Source organism: Alsobacter soli (genome assembly GCF_003004785.1).
Classification (GTDB): domain Bacteria; phylum Pseudomonadota; class Alphaproteobacteria; order Rhizobiales; family Beijerinckiaceae; genus Alsobacter; species Alsobacter soli.
In genome coordinates this window covers 1-15,699 of record NZ_PVZS01000010.1, presented here as the reverse complement: position 1 = coordinate 15,699, position 15,699 = coordinate 1, and the positions used below count along the sequence as shown (strand labels likewise).

Below are 15,699 nucleotides of genomic sequence, written 5' to 3'. Positions count from 1 at the left end.
TCCGCGGTTGACGTGCTGCTGATAGCACGTGTAGCTTGCGTCTCCAAGAAACGTTTTCGGAAATCGTTTCGTGGCCCGCTTAGGGTTGCGGGGAGGATGCAGATGGCACCCGGCGCGAACGGCCCGGCTCTTCTCGAGGCGCGCGGCATTAAGAAATCGTACGGCCCGGTGCAGGCGCTGCGGGGGATCGACTTCCGCATCGGGAAGGGCGAAACCATTGCGCTCGTAGGCGATAACGGTGCGGGCAAGAGCACATTCGTCAAGATCCTCTCAGGCGCGATCCAGCCTACTGGGGGCGAGATCAGCTTCGGCGGGCGTCCCGTCGCCATCGCGTCGACGGACGTGGCCCGCAGCCTTGGCATTGAGACCGTCTACCAGGATCTGGGTCTCTGCGATAACCTCAACGTCGCTGACAACATCTTCTTGGGGCGCGAGCGTAGCTGGGGGATCGGCCCCTTGCGCTTCCTGGACAAGCGCGGAATGCGCGCCGCAGCAGGGGAGGCCCTGAAGGGCTTGTCCATCAACGTGCCCCGCCCGGACGCCAACGTGTCCGGCCTCAGCGGCGGCCAGCGCCAGGCCGTGGCTCTGGCGCGCACCAAACTCTGGAAGTCCTCCCTGGTGCTGCTCGATGAGCCGACCGCTGCGCTTGGCGTGCAGGAAACGAAGCGCGCCATGGAGGCAGTGCGCAAGCTGCAGGACCAGGGTGTGTCCATCGTTCTCATCACCCACAACATGCCGCTGGTTTTGGAGATGAGCCACCGCGTGGTGGTGTTACGGCACGGAACGAAGGTGGGCGACATCCCGACCGCGTCCGTAACCGGCGATGACATCGTCTCGCTCATCACAGGCGCCCGCCAGATGTGGATCGAGGCGGCCTGACGCCAAACCCCTACGCAAGGACTCCCGATGGCGGCCACCCCTTCCAAACTGGTCTCCCTGGTCGAGGCCGCGCAGGCCGTCGCCAGCGGCGCGTCCCTCACCGCAGGCGGCTTCGCCCATTCCCACCAGCCGCTGGCCTTTACCCGCGAACTCATCCGGCAAGGCCGCTCGCGCCTGACCCTGATGAGCGTGGCGGAATGCTGGGTGGCCGAGTTCTTGGCGGCGGCCGGAATGCTGGAGAAGGTCTATTTCTCCAACTTCATGTTCGAGGGCTATGGCCGTTGTCAGCGCTTCTCCAAGGCTGTCGAAGCCGGCGCGGTCGCGGTCGAGGATCACAGTCACTTCGGCATGGTCTCCCGCCTCATGGCCGCGGGCCTGGGCCTGCCCTTTATGCCCATGAAGGCCATGGCCGGCACGGACATCCTCGCCATCTCCGGCTTCGAGCCGCCCGATCGCAAGGCCCGACGGATGCAATCGCCGTTCGGCCACGAGGTCGTCACCGCCGTTTCGCCGCTCAGACCCGACGTGGCGGTGATTCACGCGGCCCGGGCCGACCGCCTCGGCAACGTCCAGCTGTTCGGTACGACCTCGGTCATCGAGGAGCAGGCGCGCGCTGCGGGCACGGTGATCGTCACCGTCGAGGAGATCGTGGACACCGACATCATCCGCCGCCAGCCGGAGATGACGCTGCTTCCTGCGCTGATGGTCGACATGGTGGTCCACCTGCCCTACGGCGCGCATCCCACAGGCGTCTACGGCTACTACGACCACGACTCCGCCCATCTGGCTGACTATTATGCCGCCTCACGCACTGAACCGGACACGGCCGTCTGGCTGGACCGGTGGGCGCACGGCCTTCCTGACCACTTCGACTACCTCGACGCCCTGGGCATGACGCGGCTGCTGCAACTCCGCGTCGATCCGGCGCTCGGCTATCTGCGGGAGGCCAGCCATGGCTGAGGTCAGTCGCGACGAATATATGGCCGTGGCCGCATCGCGGGAGATCCGCGACAGCGACACCGCCTTCATCGGCACCGGCCTGCCCATGGTGGCGGCCTACCTCGCGAAGGCGACGCATGCCCCCCGGGTCAACCTGGTGTTCGAGTCGGGCATTATTGATCCCCGTCCCGTGGACCTGGCGACGGGGGTAGGGGACTATCGCCTGGCGCACGGCTCCACCAAGATCGCCGGCACCTTTTACGCCCTCAGCCTGCTGCAGCAGGGGAAAGTCGATATCGGCTTCCTCGGCACGGCCGAGATCGATGCGTACGGCAACCTCAATTCCACGGTGATCGGCCCCTACCACCGGCCGAAGGTGCGCCTGCCAGGCAGCGGCGGTGCGAACGACATCGCCAGCATGGCCAAACGCTTCGTCGTGATAGCGCGGCTCGACCGCAAGCGCTTCGTCGAGAAGGTGCAATACCTGACGACGCCGGGCTTCCTCACTGGCCCGGGCGCGCGCGAGGCCGCGGGTCTTCCGGGCGCCGGCCCGGTCCGCGTCATCAGCGACCGCGCTATCCTCGGCTTCGGTCCCGACTCGAAGCGCATGCGGATAGAGCGCCTGTACCCGGGCGAGACCCTCGCAGCGGTCCAGGAGCATTGCGCCTTCCCCATCGAAGCGTCGCCTTCGCTCGAAGCGGAGCCGGAACCCGACGCCCATCTGCTGCGCCTTCTGCGCGAAGTCATCGACCCCAAGGGGGTCTATGTCGGCCGCGGCGAACGCTAAGGTCCAAGAGCATGCCCATGACATCCGGATCGAAGCTAGCGTCTCTGGCCGAGGCCGTAAGCCGCGTACCCGACGGCGCCTGCGTCGCCATTGGCGGCCACGACGGCCGTCGCTCGCCCATGGCGCTGATCTGCGAGATCATCCGCCAGGGTTGCACGGGTCTCCGTCTGGTCGGCTGGGATGGCGGCTTCGCCTTTGACCTGCTGGAGGCCGCCGGCTGCGCCGCGAGCGTGGAGACGGGCCCAGCCGTTCGCGACCGCATCCGCGCCGCCGCACTGGGCTGGACGGCTGCGCCGTCCGGGGCCGGAGCCCCCTCCCTCGCGCTTCGCCCCGATGTCGTTCTACTGCATGGAGAGTGGGCCGACTCGGTCGGGGACGTGCGCTTCCCCGTGGAGACCTGGGAGCCCGAGTCGCCAGATCTGTTGCTGGCGCAAGCCGGGGCATCCGTGATCGCCTCGGTGGAGCAGATCGTCAGCGCCGAGGCGATCACCCGCCGCGCGACCGATCCTTGCCTGCCCGGCGCCACGATTGCTTGCGTGGCGGAAGCCCCTTATGGCGCCTACCCCACGGCCTGCGAAACCCGTTACGAGGTTGCGGAACAAGCCCTCGCCGAGGCAGTTGCTGCGATCCGTGCCCCCGAGACGCTCGACGCGTGGCTTGACGCGCACGTCTTCGGCCCGGCCGACCATTGGTCCGCACTCGACCGCATAGGCGCTCGTCGCTTACTTGGTGTAACGCGCGATCGCGTGCTTCGAGTCTAGGCGCAACCCGTTCCTCTCCCCGAGAGGGAGGAAGGGAAACCTTTGAAACGGCCGCGCCCATGTTCTGGCCTTGCGCGCCTTTCTTAGGGGCGAGGAGAAGCCAGGTCAGGGCCTCAGTGCACCAGCCGCTTGGCGCCCGTGATCAGCTGGACAACCTCTTCCGGCGTAGTTGCGCTCCTGCTCAGCACGCCCGCTGTTTCGCCTTGGCGAAGCACGTGCATGCGGTCCGAAACGCGAAAAATGTGCTCCAGATTGTGGCTGATGAGCACGACCGAATAGCCGCCCCCGCGCAACTGCTGCACGAGCTCCAGAACTTTCTCCTGCTCGGGCACACCTAACGCAGCGGTCGGCTCGTCGAGAATGACGATGCGCTGGGAGAAAGCCACGGCTCGCCCGATGGCGACTGTCTGGCGCTGCCCGCCAGAGAGCTCCTTGACCAGCGCCTTGGTTGAGCGGATGTGGATCTTAAGGGTGGACAGGATCCGCGCGCTCTCCGCGTGCATCTCCGCTCTGCGCAGGAATGGGACGCCGAGGATGTGCCGCACGGGCTCGCGCCCGGCAAACAGGTTCTCGGCGATATCGGAGTTATCGAACAGCGCCAGATCCTGGTACACGGTCTCGATGCCGAGCGCGCGGGCATCCTCGGGCCGACGCACGTGCACCTCGCGGCCTTCAAACAGCATGCGCCCGCCGTCCGGAACGATAGCGCCGGAGATCACCTTGATCAGCGTTGACTTGCCGGCGCCGTTGTCGCCGATCAGCGCCAGCACCTCGCCCGCGCGGAGGGTGAGGTCGATGCCCTTAAGGGCTCGGACGGCGCCATAATTCTTGGTGACGCCCTGAAGTTCGAGAAGGTTGCTCATGCGGTCCTCGGCAGAACGGAGCGCCGGGCCGTGAACCCGACGCCACGTCGCTCACTTGCAGTACTGGGCCTGGTTCTCGGCCGTCAGCATCGGTGTCTGCACCAGGTTCGACTTCTGCACGGGCTTGTTGGCCAGCACCGACATCGCGAGCTCGAGCGACTCCGGGAACATGGTCGGGTAATGGACCGACCCGGTCATCTTGCCTTCCTTCAGGCCCTGGCAGGCTTCGAGACCGCCGTCCATGCCCACGATGGGCAGGCTGTTCTTGCCGCGCTCGGCGAGGATCTTGCCGGCCCCGAGCGCCATCGAGTCGTTATGGGCGAATACGGCTGCGACGTCCGGATGGGCGATGGCCGCGTCTTCCATGGCCGCGGCGGCGTCGTGCATCCGGTAGTGCCCCACGTAGCTGAAGATCTTGATGTCTGGAAACTGCTTCATCACCTCTTCGAAGCCTGTCTTGCGCTCCGTCGTGGCGGAGGCGCCCGGCGTGCCCTCGATCTGAATCACGACACCCTTCTTGCCGATCTTGTCGGCGATATAGCGGGCGGCGACCCGACCCATCTCGACGTTATCGCCCCCGATGTAGGCGGCGTAGTCGCTCTCTGGCACGTTCAGCTTGCGGTCGAAGATGACCAGCGGGACCTTGGCGCGCTTGGCTGTGGCGGCGATCGGCGCGAGCGCATTGGAGTCGTTGGGCGACATGACGACGATGTCGGCTCCCCGCACCAGCGCGTCCTCCAGCCCGGCGAGTTGAACAGCGCTGTCGCGACGGCCATCGAGGATCGTGAGCTTCACGTCCTTGCGGTTCGCGGCCCAGGCCTTGGCCCGGTCGATGCCGCCGACGCGATACGGGTGTTCGACGTTGGGCTGGGCGACGACGATGTTCCAGACCTTGTCCTGCGCCTGCGCAGCGTAGCCTGCCAGGAGGGAGGCGCCGGTGACGAGGCTTGCAATGAGGCTGCTGCGCTTCATGGTGTTTCCTCCGTTTGTTCTGTTTGCTTTGATTGAGATTGGAATCAACGTCTCGCCCGGATGCTCCGGACGCTGAACATCACCGCGACCACGATGATCACGCCCCGCGCGATGTCTTGCGCGTAGGGAGACACCGAGAGCAGGTTCAGGATGTTGTATGTGAGCCCGATCACCATCAGGCCTATGAAGGTGAGGCCCACGCCGCCCGCTCCGCCGGTGAACGGCGTGCCGCCGATCACCACCGCGGCAATGCCATTGAGTTCGAACAGCGCGCCCGAGGCAGGCTCGCCGACCCCGAGGCGACCAAGAAACAACAGCCCGGCCAAGGCCGCACCGACGCCATGGATCACGTAGACGCTGCGCTTCACGCGCGGAACGTTGACGCCGCAGCGGTAGGCGGCCACCTCGTTGTCGCCCACCATGGCGACGAGCCGCCCATAGCGCGTCATGCGTAGCGCGATGGCCGCCGCCACGAAGAACAGCCCGGCGATGATTACTGGCGCGGGCACCGGCCCGATGAAGCCGCGCCCGAACCAGAACTGGAACCACTCCGGCGTCTGCGTGATCACCGTGCGGCCGTCGCTCAGCATCAGCGCGGCGCCCCGGGCCACCGTCATGGTTCCGAGCGTCGCCACGAAGGGCGTGACCCGCCCCCAGGTGATTACGGCGCCGTTCAGGTATCCGAACGCGGCGCCCATGAACACCACGGAGACGATCGCCCCGGCTGCGCCTAGCTTGGACATCGCGAGGGCGCCAACCACCGTGCCGCAGGCCAGGATGGCCCCGCCCGAAAGGTCGATGCCGCCCGAGATGATGACGAAGGTGAGGCCGACCGCGATCAACCCCACCATTGTCCACTGGCGCAGGACGTTGAAGAGGTTCTGCTCCGTGAGGAAGTAAGGCGATAGCATCGTCGAAATCACGATCAGCGCGACCAACCCGACGAACGCCGCGTTGGTCATGACCCATCGCAGCACGAGTTCCTTGCGGGTCTCGTCCGACCGCCCGCCCAGCCAGCGCTGAGCGAGCGAGGTCGGGGCGGAGTCCGAACCGGCGCCCGGGGTGGTCATCACATCGGATCCTTCCAGACGTTCTCCGAACCGTCGATGCGAACGTCGATCAGGTAGAACTGGCCGGACGCTTTGCCGCGGGCGACGGCGTCTGCGAGCTCGCCAGGATTCGTGACCTTCTCGCCGTTTCCGCCCATGCACTTGGCGATGCCGGTGTAATCCACGTCCCCGAAGTCGACGCCGATGTAACGCTGCCCGTGGAAGTGCAGCTCTTCCTGTTTAATGTTGCCGTAGGCCATGTCGTTCATCACCACGAGCGTGAACGGAGCCTTCTCGCGCACGGCTGTCTCCATGTCCCCCATGCTCATGCCGAGAGAGCCGTCGCCCACGATCGCGATCACGTCTTTCCCGGGCTGGGCGAGCTTGGCCGCGATGGCGGCCGGCAGGCCGAACGCCATGTTGCCGAAGCCGACCGGCTTCATGTAGGCGCCAGGCGTCTTGATGGGCAGCATGTGGGTCCACACGCCGGGGTTCCCGGCGTCCGCCACAACCACGGTGTTCGCGTCGACCGCGTCGCCGAGCACCTTCATCACCCACTGCGGCTTGATGGGCATGGAGGTGGCGTAAGACGGCTGGAACACGTCTTTGCGCCAGTCTTCGCGCATGCGCTTCGCGGTCGCGAGCCAATCGGCACGCGCGCCGGCGGTGGCCGTGGCCCTGCCGCGCACCGGGTCGAGGATGCGGCTAAGCGCGTCTGCAGCATCGCCGATCACGCCTACCTCCACGGGATAGTTGCGGCCGATGATCGCCGGATCGAGATCGACCTGGACGATGTTGCGGGTAATAGGAAGGGTCCAGCGCGAGGTCGAAGCGGCATTCATGCTGTTGCCGACCGCCAGGATGCAGTCGGCCTCCTGCAGCAGATGCTTGGACACCTTGGTGCCGAAGCGGCTGCGAGGGCCGAAGCAGAGATCGTGGTCGCCCGGTACGGCGGAAATGCCATTGAATGTGGTCACGATGGGGATGCCGAGCGCTTCGGCGAACGCGATGGCCGCCTCGCTCGCCTTCGCGATGATTGCCCCGCGGCCGAGCCACAGGACCGGCTTCTTGGCGTTGGCGAGGGCCCGCGCCGCGGCGGCGATGGACGCTTCCGGCGCGACCGGGCGGTCATTGAAGCGGTATTTCTCCGGCTTGATCGGCTCGAAGGCGATTTCGCCGCCCTCGACGGCGTCACGCGCGAAATCCAGGAGAACCGGACCAGGATTGCCCGTGGTCGCCACGCGGAAAGACTCGCGCACCGCCTGCGGGATGCCCTCGCTGTCCGGCACAAAGCGGCTCAGCTTCGTGAACTGCCGGAACAGTGTGACGTGATCCGCGTCCTGGTTGTCGTCCTGGCCGATATGGCGACGCCTGTTGTTGCAGGTGATCACGACGACCGGGCTGGAGTCGCGGTGGGCACCGCCCACGGCGGTGAGAAGGTTCGTGGCGCCGGGACCGGTGGTCGCGAGGCAGACGCCGGGCTTGCCGGTCAAGCGGCCATACGCGTCTGCCATGTGAGCTGCCGCGCGCTCGTCCCGCGTGGTGATGAAGCGGATGCCGGGCTCGTCGAACAACGCATCCATGATGGACAGCGTCTGGCCTCCCGGCACTCCGAAGATGAACTCCACGCCCTCGAGCTTGAGGCATTGGACGACAGCGCGAGCAGCGCTGATCTTCCCTGGCGCGGGTTGCGAAGTCGTCATCGGCGGCTCTCCTGCGTGTTTGTTGGATGGCTGCGGCCCTTGGCCCATGGGTGAGAGGCGTAACAGAAAAAAACGTTTTCGGAAATCGTTTTTTGTGCCTTTATGGCGACATCGCCACCGAGCGCCAGGACGCATGATTTTCGTCAGATCAATCAAGCTCGCACTTACGGTCTTGCCTCCGAATGGACCGCTTCATGCCGGGTGACCTAATCCTCGCCATCGACGCAGGCACCAGCAGCACGCGTGCGACTCTGTTCGATGCAGCGGGCCAGCCGCTCGGCCAGGCCAGCCGCCCGTTTACCGTGGCGTATCAATCGGCGTTCGCAGAAGCGGATCCGGCTTCTCTCTGGACCGCGGTTGCAGACGCGGTGCGCGACCTGCAGCCCGACCCTTCGCGGATCGCGGCCATCGGGGTGACCGCGGCTATCGGAATGCTGCTCACCGACGCCTCCGGCGAGCCTTTGTCCCCCATTTGCACGTGGCAGGACCGGCGCGCGACGGAGCAGGCCGCCGCCATCGAGAGCCGTTGCGGAGCGGCAGCCGTTTACAGCGTCGCGGGCCGACGCATCGATCCCGAGCTGACGGGACCGCGCCTGCTTTGGTTCCGCGAACGCCAACCCGACGTTTTCTCGAAGGCGCACCTGGTGCTCACCGCCAAGGATTGGCTTGTGCAGCGACTGTGCGGTCAGGCCGTGTGCGACCCGGCCGGCGCTTCGTACTCCCTGTTGTTCGACGTCGCCCGGGGCGCCTGGAGTCACGATCTCATCGCCGAACTGCGTCTTCCGCGCCACCTCTTCCCCGAGGTGCGGGACGCGACGGCTTTGGCCGGCCTGCTGACGCCTGGCGCCGCCTCGGCTCTGGGCTTGCGCCATGGCGCGCCAGTCGTGGTCGGCGGCCCCGACGGCACTGTGGGCGGCATCGGGGGCGGCATGGTCGAGCCGGGCATCGCCGTCAATGTCATGGGAACAACGGACGTCATTCTCGCCTGCGTCGACCGCCCGTCATTTGATCCGCTGCGCCGCCTGGTGCTGAATCGCTTTCCCGTCGGCGAGGCCTGGAGCGTCGGGGGACCCATGGCCGCCACTGGCGGTGCGGTCGCCTGGCTTGCAGGCGTGCTGGGCGCCGACCTGCGCGCGCTCACGGCCGAGGCCGCATCGATCCCGGCCGGAAGCGAAGGCCTCGTCTTCGCTCCCGTAATGGCCGGTTCGCGCACGCCGCGATGGAACGTCTCCGAGCGCGGCGGGATAGCCGGGCTCGCGTTCGAGCACGGCCGCGGGCACCTGTTCCGCGCCGCCCTCGAGGGGATCGCCGCCGAGGTCGCGGAAGTCTTCGACGCGCTGGCCTTCGCCGGAATGACTGTCAACGAGATTCGCGCCGTCGGCGGCGGCGCTGAGTCCCGGCTCTGGCTGGAGATCCGCGCCGCTATGCTCGGCAAGGCTCTCATCGTCCCCGAGGTGGTGGAGGCGTCGGCGCTTGGCGCCGCGATGATCGCAGCAGTGGGCGTTGGCATCCACCCGAGCCTCAGGGGTGCGAGCGCGGCAATGGTGCGCATCCGCGACCGTGTCGAGCCAGATCCCGAGGTGGTCGCCGGCTACGCGCGATTGAGGCGGCGCTACGCCGCTTTGCGTGAAGGGCTGGAAGGGCTTAACCCGCCGCAATCAGGAGAGGAGTAAGATGTTCAGCGCGTTGCAAGGTTTGAAGGTGCTCGACGTGTCGCGCTTCATCGCTGGCCCGTTCTGCGCCATGCAGCTCGCCGATCACGGGGCTGACGTGGTCAAGGTCGAGCGCCTCGGCACTGGTGACGACACACGCGGAAACGAGCCCAAGCTCGGCGGCGAGAGCGTCTACTTCATGACGTACAATCGAAACAAGCGCAGCTTCGCGCTCGACTTCCGCAAGCCGGAGGCCCAGCAGGTGCTGCGCGATCTCGCCTGCGAAGCGGACATCCTGATCGAGAACTTCCGCCCCGGGACTATGGAGCAGATGGGATGCGGCTGGGAGACGCTGCACGCGCTTAACCCACGCCTGATCATGGTTCGCATTTCGGGCTTTGGCCAGACCGGCCCCTTGGCGCAGCGCCCCTGCTTCGACGTGATCGCACAGGCCACCAGCGGCTTGATGGAGATCACCGGCCAGCCGGATGGCCCGCCGACGATGGCCGGCACGTTCGTCGTCGACTACACTACGGCCCTCTACGCCACCATCGGCGCGCTGACCGCGCTCGCTGCGCGCGAGCGTACTGGCCAAGGGCAGCTCGTGGAATCGACCCTCCTGGAAAGCGCCGCCAGCTTGTTGATGACGGCCATTCCGGAGCAGGCGCTGCTCGGCCGTGGCATGCGGCGGCAGGGGAACCGCGACCGCTATACGTCACCCGTCAACACCTTCCAGGCCGCCGACGGCGCCTGGGTCCATATTGCATCCGGAACCGACCCGCTGTTCCGGCGTCTCGCGAACGCGATGGGGCGGGAGGATCTGCTGCGGGACCCGCGCTTCGACTGCGCCAACAAGCGTGTGGAGAATGCGGACGCCATCGAGGCTGAGGTGCAGGCCTGGGTGAGGCTGCACGCGGCGGACGCGGTGGTGGAGGCGATGGATCGCGCCGGCGTCCCCTGCGCTAAGGTTTCCACCATGGCGGACGTGGTCGACAACCCACAACTCAAGGCGCGTAACCAGATCCTCACGGTGGAGCATCCCCGCGCGGGCGCGTACCCCACCCACGGTATCACCGTCACGCTTGGCGATACGCCCGGCGGCGTGCGTCGGCCGTCGCCGCTCGTAGGCGAGCACACGCGCGAGGTCGCGGCCGAGTGGCTCGGCTGGTCGGCCGAACGTTGCAACGAGATGATCGCACAGCAGGTGATCGGATGAGCTTTCGCCGGTTCGGCGGCGTTGTCTTCGATTGCGACGGCGTGCTGCTTGATTCCAACCGGATCAAGGCCGGGATCTTCCGGGATATCCTCGCCGGCCATCCAGGCGACGCCGTCGCCGCCTTCACGGCATACCAGCAGGCTCATCCAGGCCTCCATCGGCGCGACCTGTTCGCGTATTTCTTCACCGAAATCGCTCCTCAGGTTGACTTCAGAGACCAAACCGATCGCTGCGTCAGCGAGTTCAGTCGGCGCACGCTGGACGCGTTGGGCGGTTGCGCGGCCGTTCCTGGCGCCCTGGAGCTCGTGGCCAGGCTGCACAATGAGGGCGTCCCCTGCGTGGTCGTGTCGGCGGCGGAGGCCGCCGACTTGGCCGTCCTTCTAGGCGGGCGCGGCATCGCTCATCGGCTGGGAGCCATCCGGGGCGGCGACCGCAAGAAGGCCGATCATGTGCTGGACTTGCTGGCGGCCGGCGTAATCGCGCGACCTCTCCTCTACTTCGGCGACAGCCGCGCCGATCTGGACGCCGCCGAAGCGGTCCAGGCCCGCTTCGTCATGGTGTCGGGCGCAAGCGACTGGGCCGATGGTGCGGAGATTTGCCGGAGGCGGGGCCACGACGTCGTTCCCGACCTCAGAGACGTCGAGCGCGCCCTGTTCGCTGTTGACCTTTGAGCTCCGGCCTGCTCCATTGGAACAGAAACGTTTTCGGAAATCGTTTCTTGCTTAGGGCGCGCCAGACGCCGAGGAAACGCCAAGCGCCGAGGACCCAGCTTGGGCCGGCCACATTCAGGAGGACGACACATGTTCGCTGCACGTTGGCTCAAGGCGCCGGTGATGGCGCTGGTGGCCGCCGCCGGCTTGGCCGGCGTCGCCCCTGCCGAGGCTCAGGACAAGATCACCATCGGCGCCATCATCTACGCGCGCGACTCGCAGTTCTGGCAGCAGATCGAGCGCGGCATGAAGGACGCGGCCGGCAAATACGGCGCCACGATCACGTTCGGTCTCAACCAGCGCAAGCTGCCCACAGAGAGCCAAGTCGTCGAGGATTTCGTCACCCGCAACGTCGACGTGCTGGTCATGCCCCCGCTCGACAAGCAGGGCTCGATCGCCTCCGCCCGCCGGGCGAAGGACCGCAACATCATGGTCGTGGAATACGACACCAAGTTGGAAGACGCCTCCATCGCCAGCCACTCCATAGGCGTCGACAGCCGGGAACTTGCGGCCGCCGTCGGCAAGGAAATGCGCAAGTACCTGGAGAGCAAGGGCGGCCAGCCCTCCATCGGCATGATTACCCTGCCCCCGATCAACGCCAACATGCAGCCGCGACGCCAAGGCTTCCTGTCCGCCCTCGAGGGCTTGAAATACGAGACCGTCGCGGAAGTCAGCGGCGCGACGCCGGAAGAAGGCGCGAACGGCCTGGAGAATATCCTACGCCGCAAGCCCGACACCACCGCCGTGTGGGCCTCCAACGCCGGCACGGTCGCGGGCGCGGCCGCGGCGGCGCGCCGGGCGAACACCCAGACCAAGCTCTACGGCATCGACATGAGCCAGGACCTGGCGCAGATGCTGCTGGACCCGGCCAGCGCCGTGGAGGCCATCGCCGACCAGCAGCCCTATCGTGTCGGCTATCTGGCGGTCGAAACTGCGGTGAAGGCCAAGCGGGGCGAAACCCAGCCTCGCTATGTGAGTGTGCCGGTGAAGCTCTATACGAAGAGCGACCCTCAGCCGGTGAAAGATTACCTGGAGCTCGTCCGCTCCCTCTCCAACTGATTGGCGACGGGGGCTGGCGGCAGCCCCCTCGCTTCTCCCTGCGAGGACCCATGTCCATGAACAGCACGCTCGCCCAGCCTCGAGAGGGCGTCGACAGGGCGCGGCTGAAAGCCACCCTGGCCAGTTGGCGCGCGGAAATCGGCGTCGGTATCGCGCTGGCGGCGCTCATTGTTTACTTCTCGGCGACCGCTTCGAACTTTCTGTCGGTAGCCAACTTCGCGACGCTGCTCACGCAGACTTCGGTGGTGGCGATGATCGCGGTCGGGATGACGATGGTCATCATCGCCGGCGAGATCGATCTGTCCGTGGGCGCCACGGTCGGCCTCGCCGGGACGGTGATGTCGCTGCTGGTGGTGAAGTTTGGCTGGTCGCTCGTCACGGCGAGCGCGCTCGCGGTAGGCATCGCCGTGCTGATCGGCACCTTCATCGGCGCGTTGCGCGTGATCTGGGCCATTCCCTCGTTCATCACGACCCTCGGTCTGCTCTCGGCGCTGCGTGGTATGGGCTTCTACATAAGCGACGGTCTGACCATCGGCCCGATGCCGAAGGAGCTGGACAGCCTCTGGTATGGCTCCATCCTCGGCCTGCCCGCGCCGGTGTTCCTGATGGCCCTCACGGTCGCCCTCGGGTGGCTGGTGCTGTCGCAGCTGCGGTTCGGGCGCCACCTCTACGCGATCGGCGGCAACCCCATCACGGCCTCCCGCTACGGCGTGTCCGTGCGGACCATCCGCATCGCCGTCTTCGTCATCGTCCAGGTCCTGTCCGCAATCGGCGGCGTGATGCTCGTCTCGCGGCTCAATTCGGGCAGCGCGACAGTAGGCGAGCACGTGGAGCTAGACGTGATCGCGGCGGTCATCGTCGGCGGCACCAGCCTCAACGGCGGCCGGGGCCGTTTGATCGGCACGGTGCTGGGCGTCATGTTCGTCGCCGTCCTGCGCAACGGCATGGTGCTCGCCGGGATCGACCCCGTCGTGTTCCTGATCGCCCAGGGCCTCGTCATTATCCTCGCCGTCTGGTGGAGCATGCTCCGCCGGCAGCGTTCACGAGCGGATGGATTGGCATGAGCAAAGCGCCTCTCGTCTCCAAGCTGATCAGTTTGCCGGAAGCTGCCAGACGGGTTCCGAACGGCGCCCGGCTGGCCCTTGGCGGCTTCGCCGTCTACCAGAAGCCAATGGCCTTCGTGCGCGAGTTGATCCGCCAGAATCGCCGAGGACTGACCGTAATCGGCTCGGCCAATTCCTTCGATGTCGACATGCTCGCCGGCGCCGGCTGCCTGAGCAGGGTCGAGACGTCCTATGTGGGGCTCGAGAAGCACGGCCTGGCGCGCAATTTCCGCCGCGCGGTCGAGGGCGGTCGCCTGAAGGTGGTCGACTATCCGGAGATGGCCTGCTGGGACCGTTTCCGGGCCAACCAGGACAATTTCGATTTCTGGCCGGCCAAGTTCCTGGGCGGCAACGACGTTGTCACCTACAACGACGAAATCAAGACATTCCCTTGCCCGATCACCGGGCGCACGCTCCACGCGTTTCCGGCCGCGAACCCGGACGTGGTTGTTATCCATGCGATCGCCGCTGACGAGCAGGGCAACGTCGTCATTCCCGCCCGCCGCCTGCTCCCCCAGAGCGGCGACGTGCTGATGGGCCGCTCGTGCGAGCACGTCATTGTCACAGCCGAGAAGATCGTGCCGAAGTCCTTCATCAAGCGGCACGCCCGCTTTGTTGAGCTCCCCTCCTATCGGATTAGCGCCGTGGTCGAGGTTCCCTGGGGTTCCCACCCGACTCCGACGCTGGGGCGGTATCTCTCGGATGATGGCCACCTCGACTCCTATGTGGAGGCGTCCGCCACGGACACGGCCTTCGCCGCCTACCTCGACGAATGGGTGCGCCGTCCGGCTGACCACTTCGCCTACCTGGACAAGCTTGGGTCCGCGCAACTGTCCCGCCTGACTGACCTGGGGAGCCTCGCATGACTGCGCCCGCCACCCTCAACGAGACGCTCGCGGTGGTGCTCGCTCGGAGCTTCGCCGATGGCGAGGTCGGCTTCACCGGCCTGCTCACGGGCGCCGCCGCAGCCCTGTTCGGGACCGGAATTCCCCTGGCCGCTATGGAACTCGCCAAGCGCTTGCATGCGCCTAACCTGACGATTCTGCTCGCGGGTTGCTACCACAACCCGGATTTTAGCGAGATCGACCGGCTGCCCGATTCCGAGCACAGCGCAATGTTGCGCGACCTGCCCTGCGAAGCGCAGATGGTCGACTATCCTGGTCAGTTCGTGCTCAAGCGCGGCGACGTCAGCTTCGGCTTCAGCAGCGCCGTGCAGGTCGACCGCGTCGGCAACATCAACAGTGTCTGCGTCGGCCCGCACGACCGGCCCAAGGTGCGCCTTGTCGGCCCCATCTTGCAGCCCGAGCACATGACGCTGTTTCGACGCGAATACGTTATGATGCCTCACCACGACCGGCGCAACTTCGTGCAGAAAGTCGATTATGTCTCGGGGGTCGGGTACCCGGGCGGCCTGGAAGGGCGCAAAAAGCTTGGCCTGGATTGGGGCGGCCCCTGCCTGGTGGTGACGCCTAAGTGCATCTTCGATTTCGACCGAGAAGCCGGCCTCATGAAAGTGCGCTCCATTCATCGGGGCGTCACCCGCCAAGACCTGCAGGACGCTACGGGCTTCGATCTTGGCGACCTTTCGGCCGTTCCCGAAACCGAGCACCCGAGCGAATCGGAACTGGAAATCCTTCGTCACCACGTAGACCCGCGCGGCGTCCTGATGCCTGCGCTCTGAGATCCGAGAACATGCCCAAGCTGCTACCCTTCCAGCGCGAGAAGAACCTGATCGGGGGCGAGTGGGGCGGCGCCGACTCCGCCGCCACCATCGAGGTCACCAACCCCGCCACCGGCGAGGCCATCGGCGTCGTGCCGAACTGCGGCGCCGCCGAGACCCGCCGCGCCATCGCGGCCGCCCAGAATGCGTTCGAGAGCTGGCGCCAGACCACCGCCGCCGAGCGCGCCGACAAGCTGCGCAAGCTCGCCGCGGCGATCGAGAAGAACAAGGAGGAGCTCGCCGTCCTCCTCACCACGGAGCAGGGCAAGTCGCTGGCCGAGGCCCG

General features: G+C 66.5%; 16 protein-coding genes. 12 read left to right on the top strand and 4 right to left on the bottom strand.

The genetic code is table 11. The features are described 5' to 3' along the window. Positions 1 to 12 precede the first annotated feature (12 nt). The 4 genes from SLNSH_RS10625 to SLNSH_RS10610 are packed head-to-tail and all read left to right on the top strand — an operon-like array spanning position 13 to position 3,366. A complete protein-coding gene (locus SLNSH_RS10625) occupies positions 13 to 879 on the top strand; it encodes an ATP-binding cassette domain-containing protein (RefSeq protein ID WP_245422239.1) in 867 nt (288 codons plus the stop codon). A gap of 27 nt (positions 880 to 906) precedes the next feature. Further along, on the top strand, positions 907 to 1,839 hold the full coding sequence (locus SLNSH_RS10620; RefSeq protein WP_106336868.1) for a CoA transferase subunit A: 933 nt from the start codon (positions 907 to 909) through the stop codon (positions 1,837 to 1,839). Next, positions 1,832 to 2,605, top strand: a complete 774-nt coding sequence (locus SLNSH_RS10615; RefSeq protein WP_106336866.1) for a CoA-transferase subunit beta — start codon at positions 1,832 to 1,834, stop codon at positions 2,603 to 2,605. The genes SLNSH_RS10620 and SLNSH_RS10615 overlap by 8 nt, the downstream gene beginning before the upstream one ends. A gap of 17 nt (positions 2,606 to 2,622) precedes the next feature. Beyond that, positions 2,623 to 3,366, top strand: coding sequence for a CoA-transferase (locus SLNSH_RS10610; protein WP_158266740.1), 744 nt, complete (start codon positions 2,623 to 2,625; stop codon positions 3,364 to 3,366). A 113-nt stretch (positions 3,367 to 3,479) separates the two neighbouring features. Here SLNSH_RS10610 and SLNSH_RS10605 read toward each other — a convergent pair whose 3' ends face one another. From SLNSH_RS10605 to SLNSH_RS10590, 4 genes are read right to left on the bottom strand one after another with little or no spacing between them, the layout of a single operon-like run. Then, positions 3,480 to 4,229, bottom strand: a complete 750-nt coding sequence (locus SLNSH_RS10605; RefSeq protein WP_106336862.1) for an ATP-binding cassette domain-containing protein — start codon at positions 4,227 to 4,229, stop codon at positions 3,480 to 3,482. 51 nt (positions 4,230 to 4,280) lie between these two features. Beyond that, the gene (locus SLNSH_RS10600) at positions 4,281 to 5,201 is read right to left on the bottom strand and encodes a substrate-binding domain-containing protein (protein ID WP_106336860.1); all 921 of its coding nucleotides are present in this window, start codon (positions 5,199 to 5,201) and stop codon (positions 4,281 to 4,283) included. Between the two features lie 44 nt (positions 5,202 to 5,245). Next, a complete protein-coding gene (locus SLNSH_RS10595; RefSeq protein WP_106336858.1) occupies positions 5,246 to 6,271 on the bottom strand; it encodes an ABC transporter permease in 1,026 nt (341 codons plus the stop codon). Beyond that, positions 6,271 to 7,953 carry a thiamine pyrophosphate-binding protein gene (locus tag SLNSH_RS10590; RefSeq protein WP_158266739.1) on the bottom strand — a complete coding sequence of 561 codons (1,683 nt, stop codon included), beginning with the start codon at positions 7,951 to 7,953 and terminating at the stop codon, positions 6,271 to 6,273. Before SLNSH_RS10590 ends, SLNSH_RS10595 begins: the two co-directional genes overlap by 1 nt. A 182-nt stretch (positions 7,954 to 8,135) precedes the next feature. Here SLNSH_RS10590 and SLNSH_RS10585 point away from each other — a divergent pair, with 182 nt between their 5' ends. The 8 genes from SLNSH_RS10585 to SLNSH_RS10550 form a co-directional block, all read left to right on the top strand. Then, positions 8,136 to 9,626 carry a xylulokinase gene (locus SLNSH_RS10585; RefSeq protein ID WP_106336854.1) on the top strand — a complete coding sequence of 497 codons (1,491 nt, stop codon included), beginning with the start codon at positions 8,136 to 8,138 and terminating at the stop codon, positions 9,624 to 9,626. Between the two features lies 1 nt (position 9,627). Beyond that, positions 9,628 to 10,821, top strand: coding sequence for a CaiB/BaiF CoA transferase family protein (locus SLNSH_RS10580; RefSeq protein WP_106336852.1), 1,194 nt, complete (start codon positions 9,628 to 9,630; stop codon positions 10,819 to 10,821). Next, the gene (locus SLNSH_RS10575; RefSeq protein WP_146140243.1) at positions 10,761 to 11,492 is read left to right on the top strand and encodes an HAD family hydrolase; all 732 of its coding nucleotides are present in this window, start codon (positions 10,761 to 10,763) and stop codon (positions 11,490 to 11,492) included. The genes SLNSH_RS10580 and SLNSH_RS10575 overlap by 61 nt, the downstream gene beginning before the upstream one ends. 129 nt (positions 11,493 to 11,621) lie before the next feature. Continuing rightward, the gene (locus SLNSH_RS10570) at positions 11,622 to 12,590 is read left to right on the top strand and encodes a sugar ABC transporter substrate-binding protein (RefSeq protein ID WP_106336848.1); all 969 of its coding nucleotides are present in this window, start codon (positions 11,622 to 11,624) and stop codon (positions 12,588 to 12,590) included. A 56-nt stretch (positions 12,591 to 12,646) separates the two neighbouring features. Beyond that, complete coding sequence (locus SLNSH_RS10565) at positions 12,647 to 13,654, top strand: ABC transporter permease (protein WP_210202501.1); 1,008 nt, start codon at positions 12,647 to 12,649, stop codon at positions 13,652 to 13,654. After that, on the top strand, positions 13,651 to 14,559 hold the full coding sequence (locus SLNSH_RS10560) for a CoA transferase subunit A (protein WP_106336845.1): 909 nt from the start codon (positions 13,651 to 13,653) through the stop codon (positions 14,557 to 14,559). Before SLNSH_RS10565 ends, SLNSH_RS10560 begins: the two co-directional genes overlap by 4 nt. Further along, on the top strand, positions 14,556 to 15,374 hold the full coding sequence (locus SLNSH_RS10555) for a CoA-transferase (RefSeq protein WP_106336843.1): 819 nt from the start codon (positions 14,556 to 14,558) through the stop codon (positions 15,372 to 15,374). The genes SLNSH_RS10560 and SLNSH_RS10555 overlap by 4 nt, the downstream gene beginning before the upstream one ends. Positions 15,375 to 15,385: 11 nt before the next feature. Continuing rightward, the coding region (locus SLNSH_RS10550) for an aldehyde dehydrogenase family protein (RefSeq protein WP_146140242.1) at positions 15,386 to 15,699 on the top strand (314 nt) is incomplete at its 3' end.

What these genes read in the sequence shown, in the direction of transcription:
- SLNSH_RS10620 (WP_106336868.1), top strand. Translation starts at nt 907, where the DNA reads ATGGCGGCCACCCCTTCCAAACTGGTCTCCCTGGTCGAGGCCGCGCAG.
- SLNSH_RS10615 (WP_106336866.1), top strand. Translation starts at nt 1,832, where the DNA reads ATGGCTGAGGTCAGTCGCGACGAATATATGGCCGTGGCCGCATCGCGG.
- SLNSH_RS10610 (WP_158266740.1), top strand. Translation starts at nt 2,623, where the DNA reads ATGACATCCGGATCGAAGCTAGCGTCTCTGGCCGAGGCCGTAAGCCGC.
- SLNSH_RS10605 (WP_106336862.1), bottom strand. Translation starts at nt 4,229, where the DNA reads ATGAGCAACCTTCTCGAACTTCAGGGCGTCACCAAGAATTATGGCGCC.
- SLNSH_RS10600 (WP_106336860.1), bottom strand. Translation starts at nt 5,201, where the DNA reads ATGAAGCGCAGCAGCCTCATTGCAAGCCTCGTCACCGGCGCCTCCCTC.
- SLNSH_RS10595 (WP_106336858.1), bottom strand. Translation starts at nt 6,271, where the DNA reads ATGACCACCCCGGGCGCCGGTTCGGACTCCGCCCCGACCTCGCTCGCT.
- SLNSH_RS10590 (WP_158266739.1), bottom strand. Translation starts at nt 7,953, where the DNA reads ATGACGACTTCGCAACCCGCGCCAGGGAAGATCAGCGCTGCTCGCGCT.
- SLNSH_RS10585 (WP_106336854.1), top strand. Translation starts at nt 8,136, where the DNA reads ATGGACCGCTTCATGCCGGGTGACCTAATCCTCGCCATCGACGCAGGC.
- SLNSH_RS10580 (WP_106336852.1), top strand. Translation starts at nt 9,628, where the DNA reads ATGTTCAGCGCGTTGCAAGGTTTGAAGGTGCTCGACGTGTCGCGCTTC.
- SLNSH_RS10570 (WP_106336848.1), top strand. Translation starts at nt 11,622, where the DNA reads ATGTTCGCTGCACGTTGGCTCAAGGCGCCGGTGATGGCGCTGGTGGCC.
- SLNSH_RS10565 (WP_210202501.1), top strand. Translation starts at nt 12,647, where the DNA reads ATGAACAGCACGCTCGCCCAGCCTCGAGAGGGCGTCGACAGGGCGCGG.
- SLNSH_RS10560 (WP_106336845.1), top strand. Translation starts at nt 13,651, where the DNA reads ATGAGCAAAGCGCCTCTCGTCTCCAAGCTGATCAGTTTGCCGGAAGCT.
- SLNSH_RS10555 (WP_106336843.1), top strand. Translation starts at nt 14,556, where the DNA reads ATGACTGCGCCCGCCACCCTCAACGAGACGCTCGCGGTGGTGCTCGCT.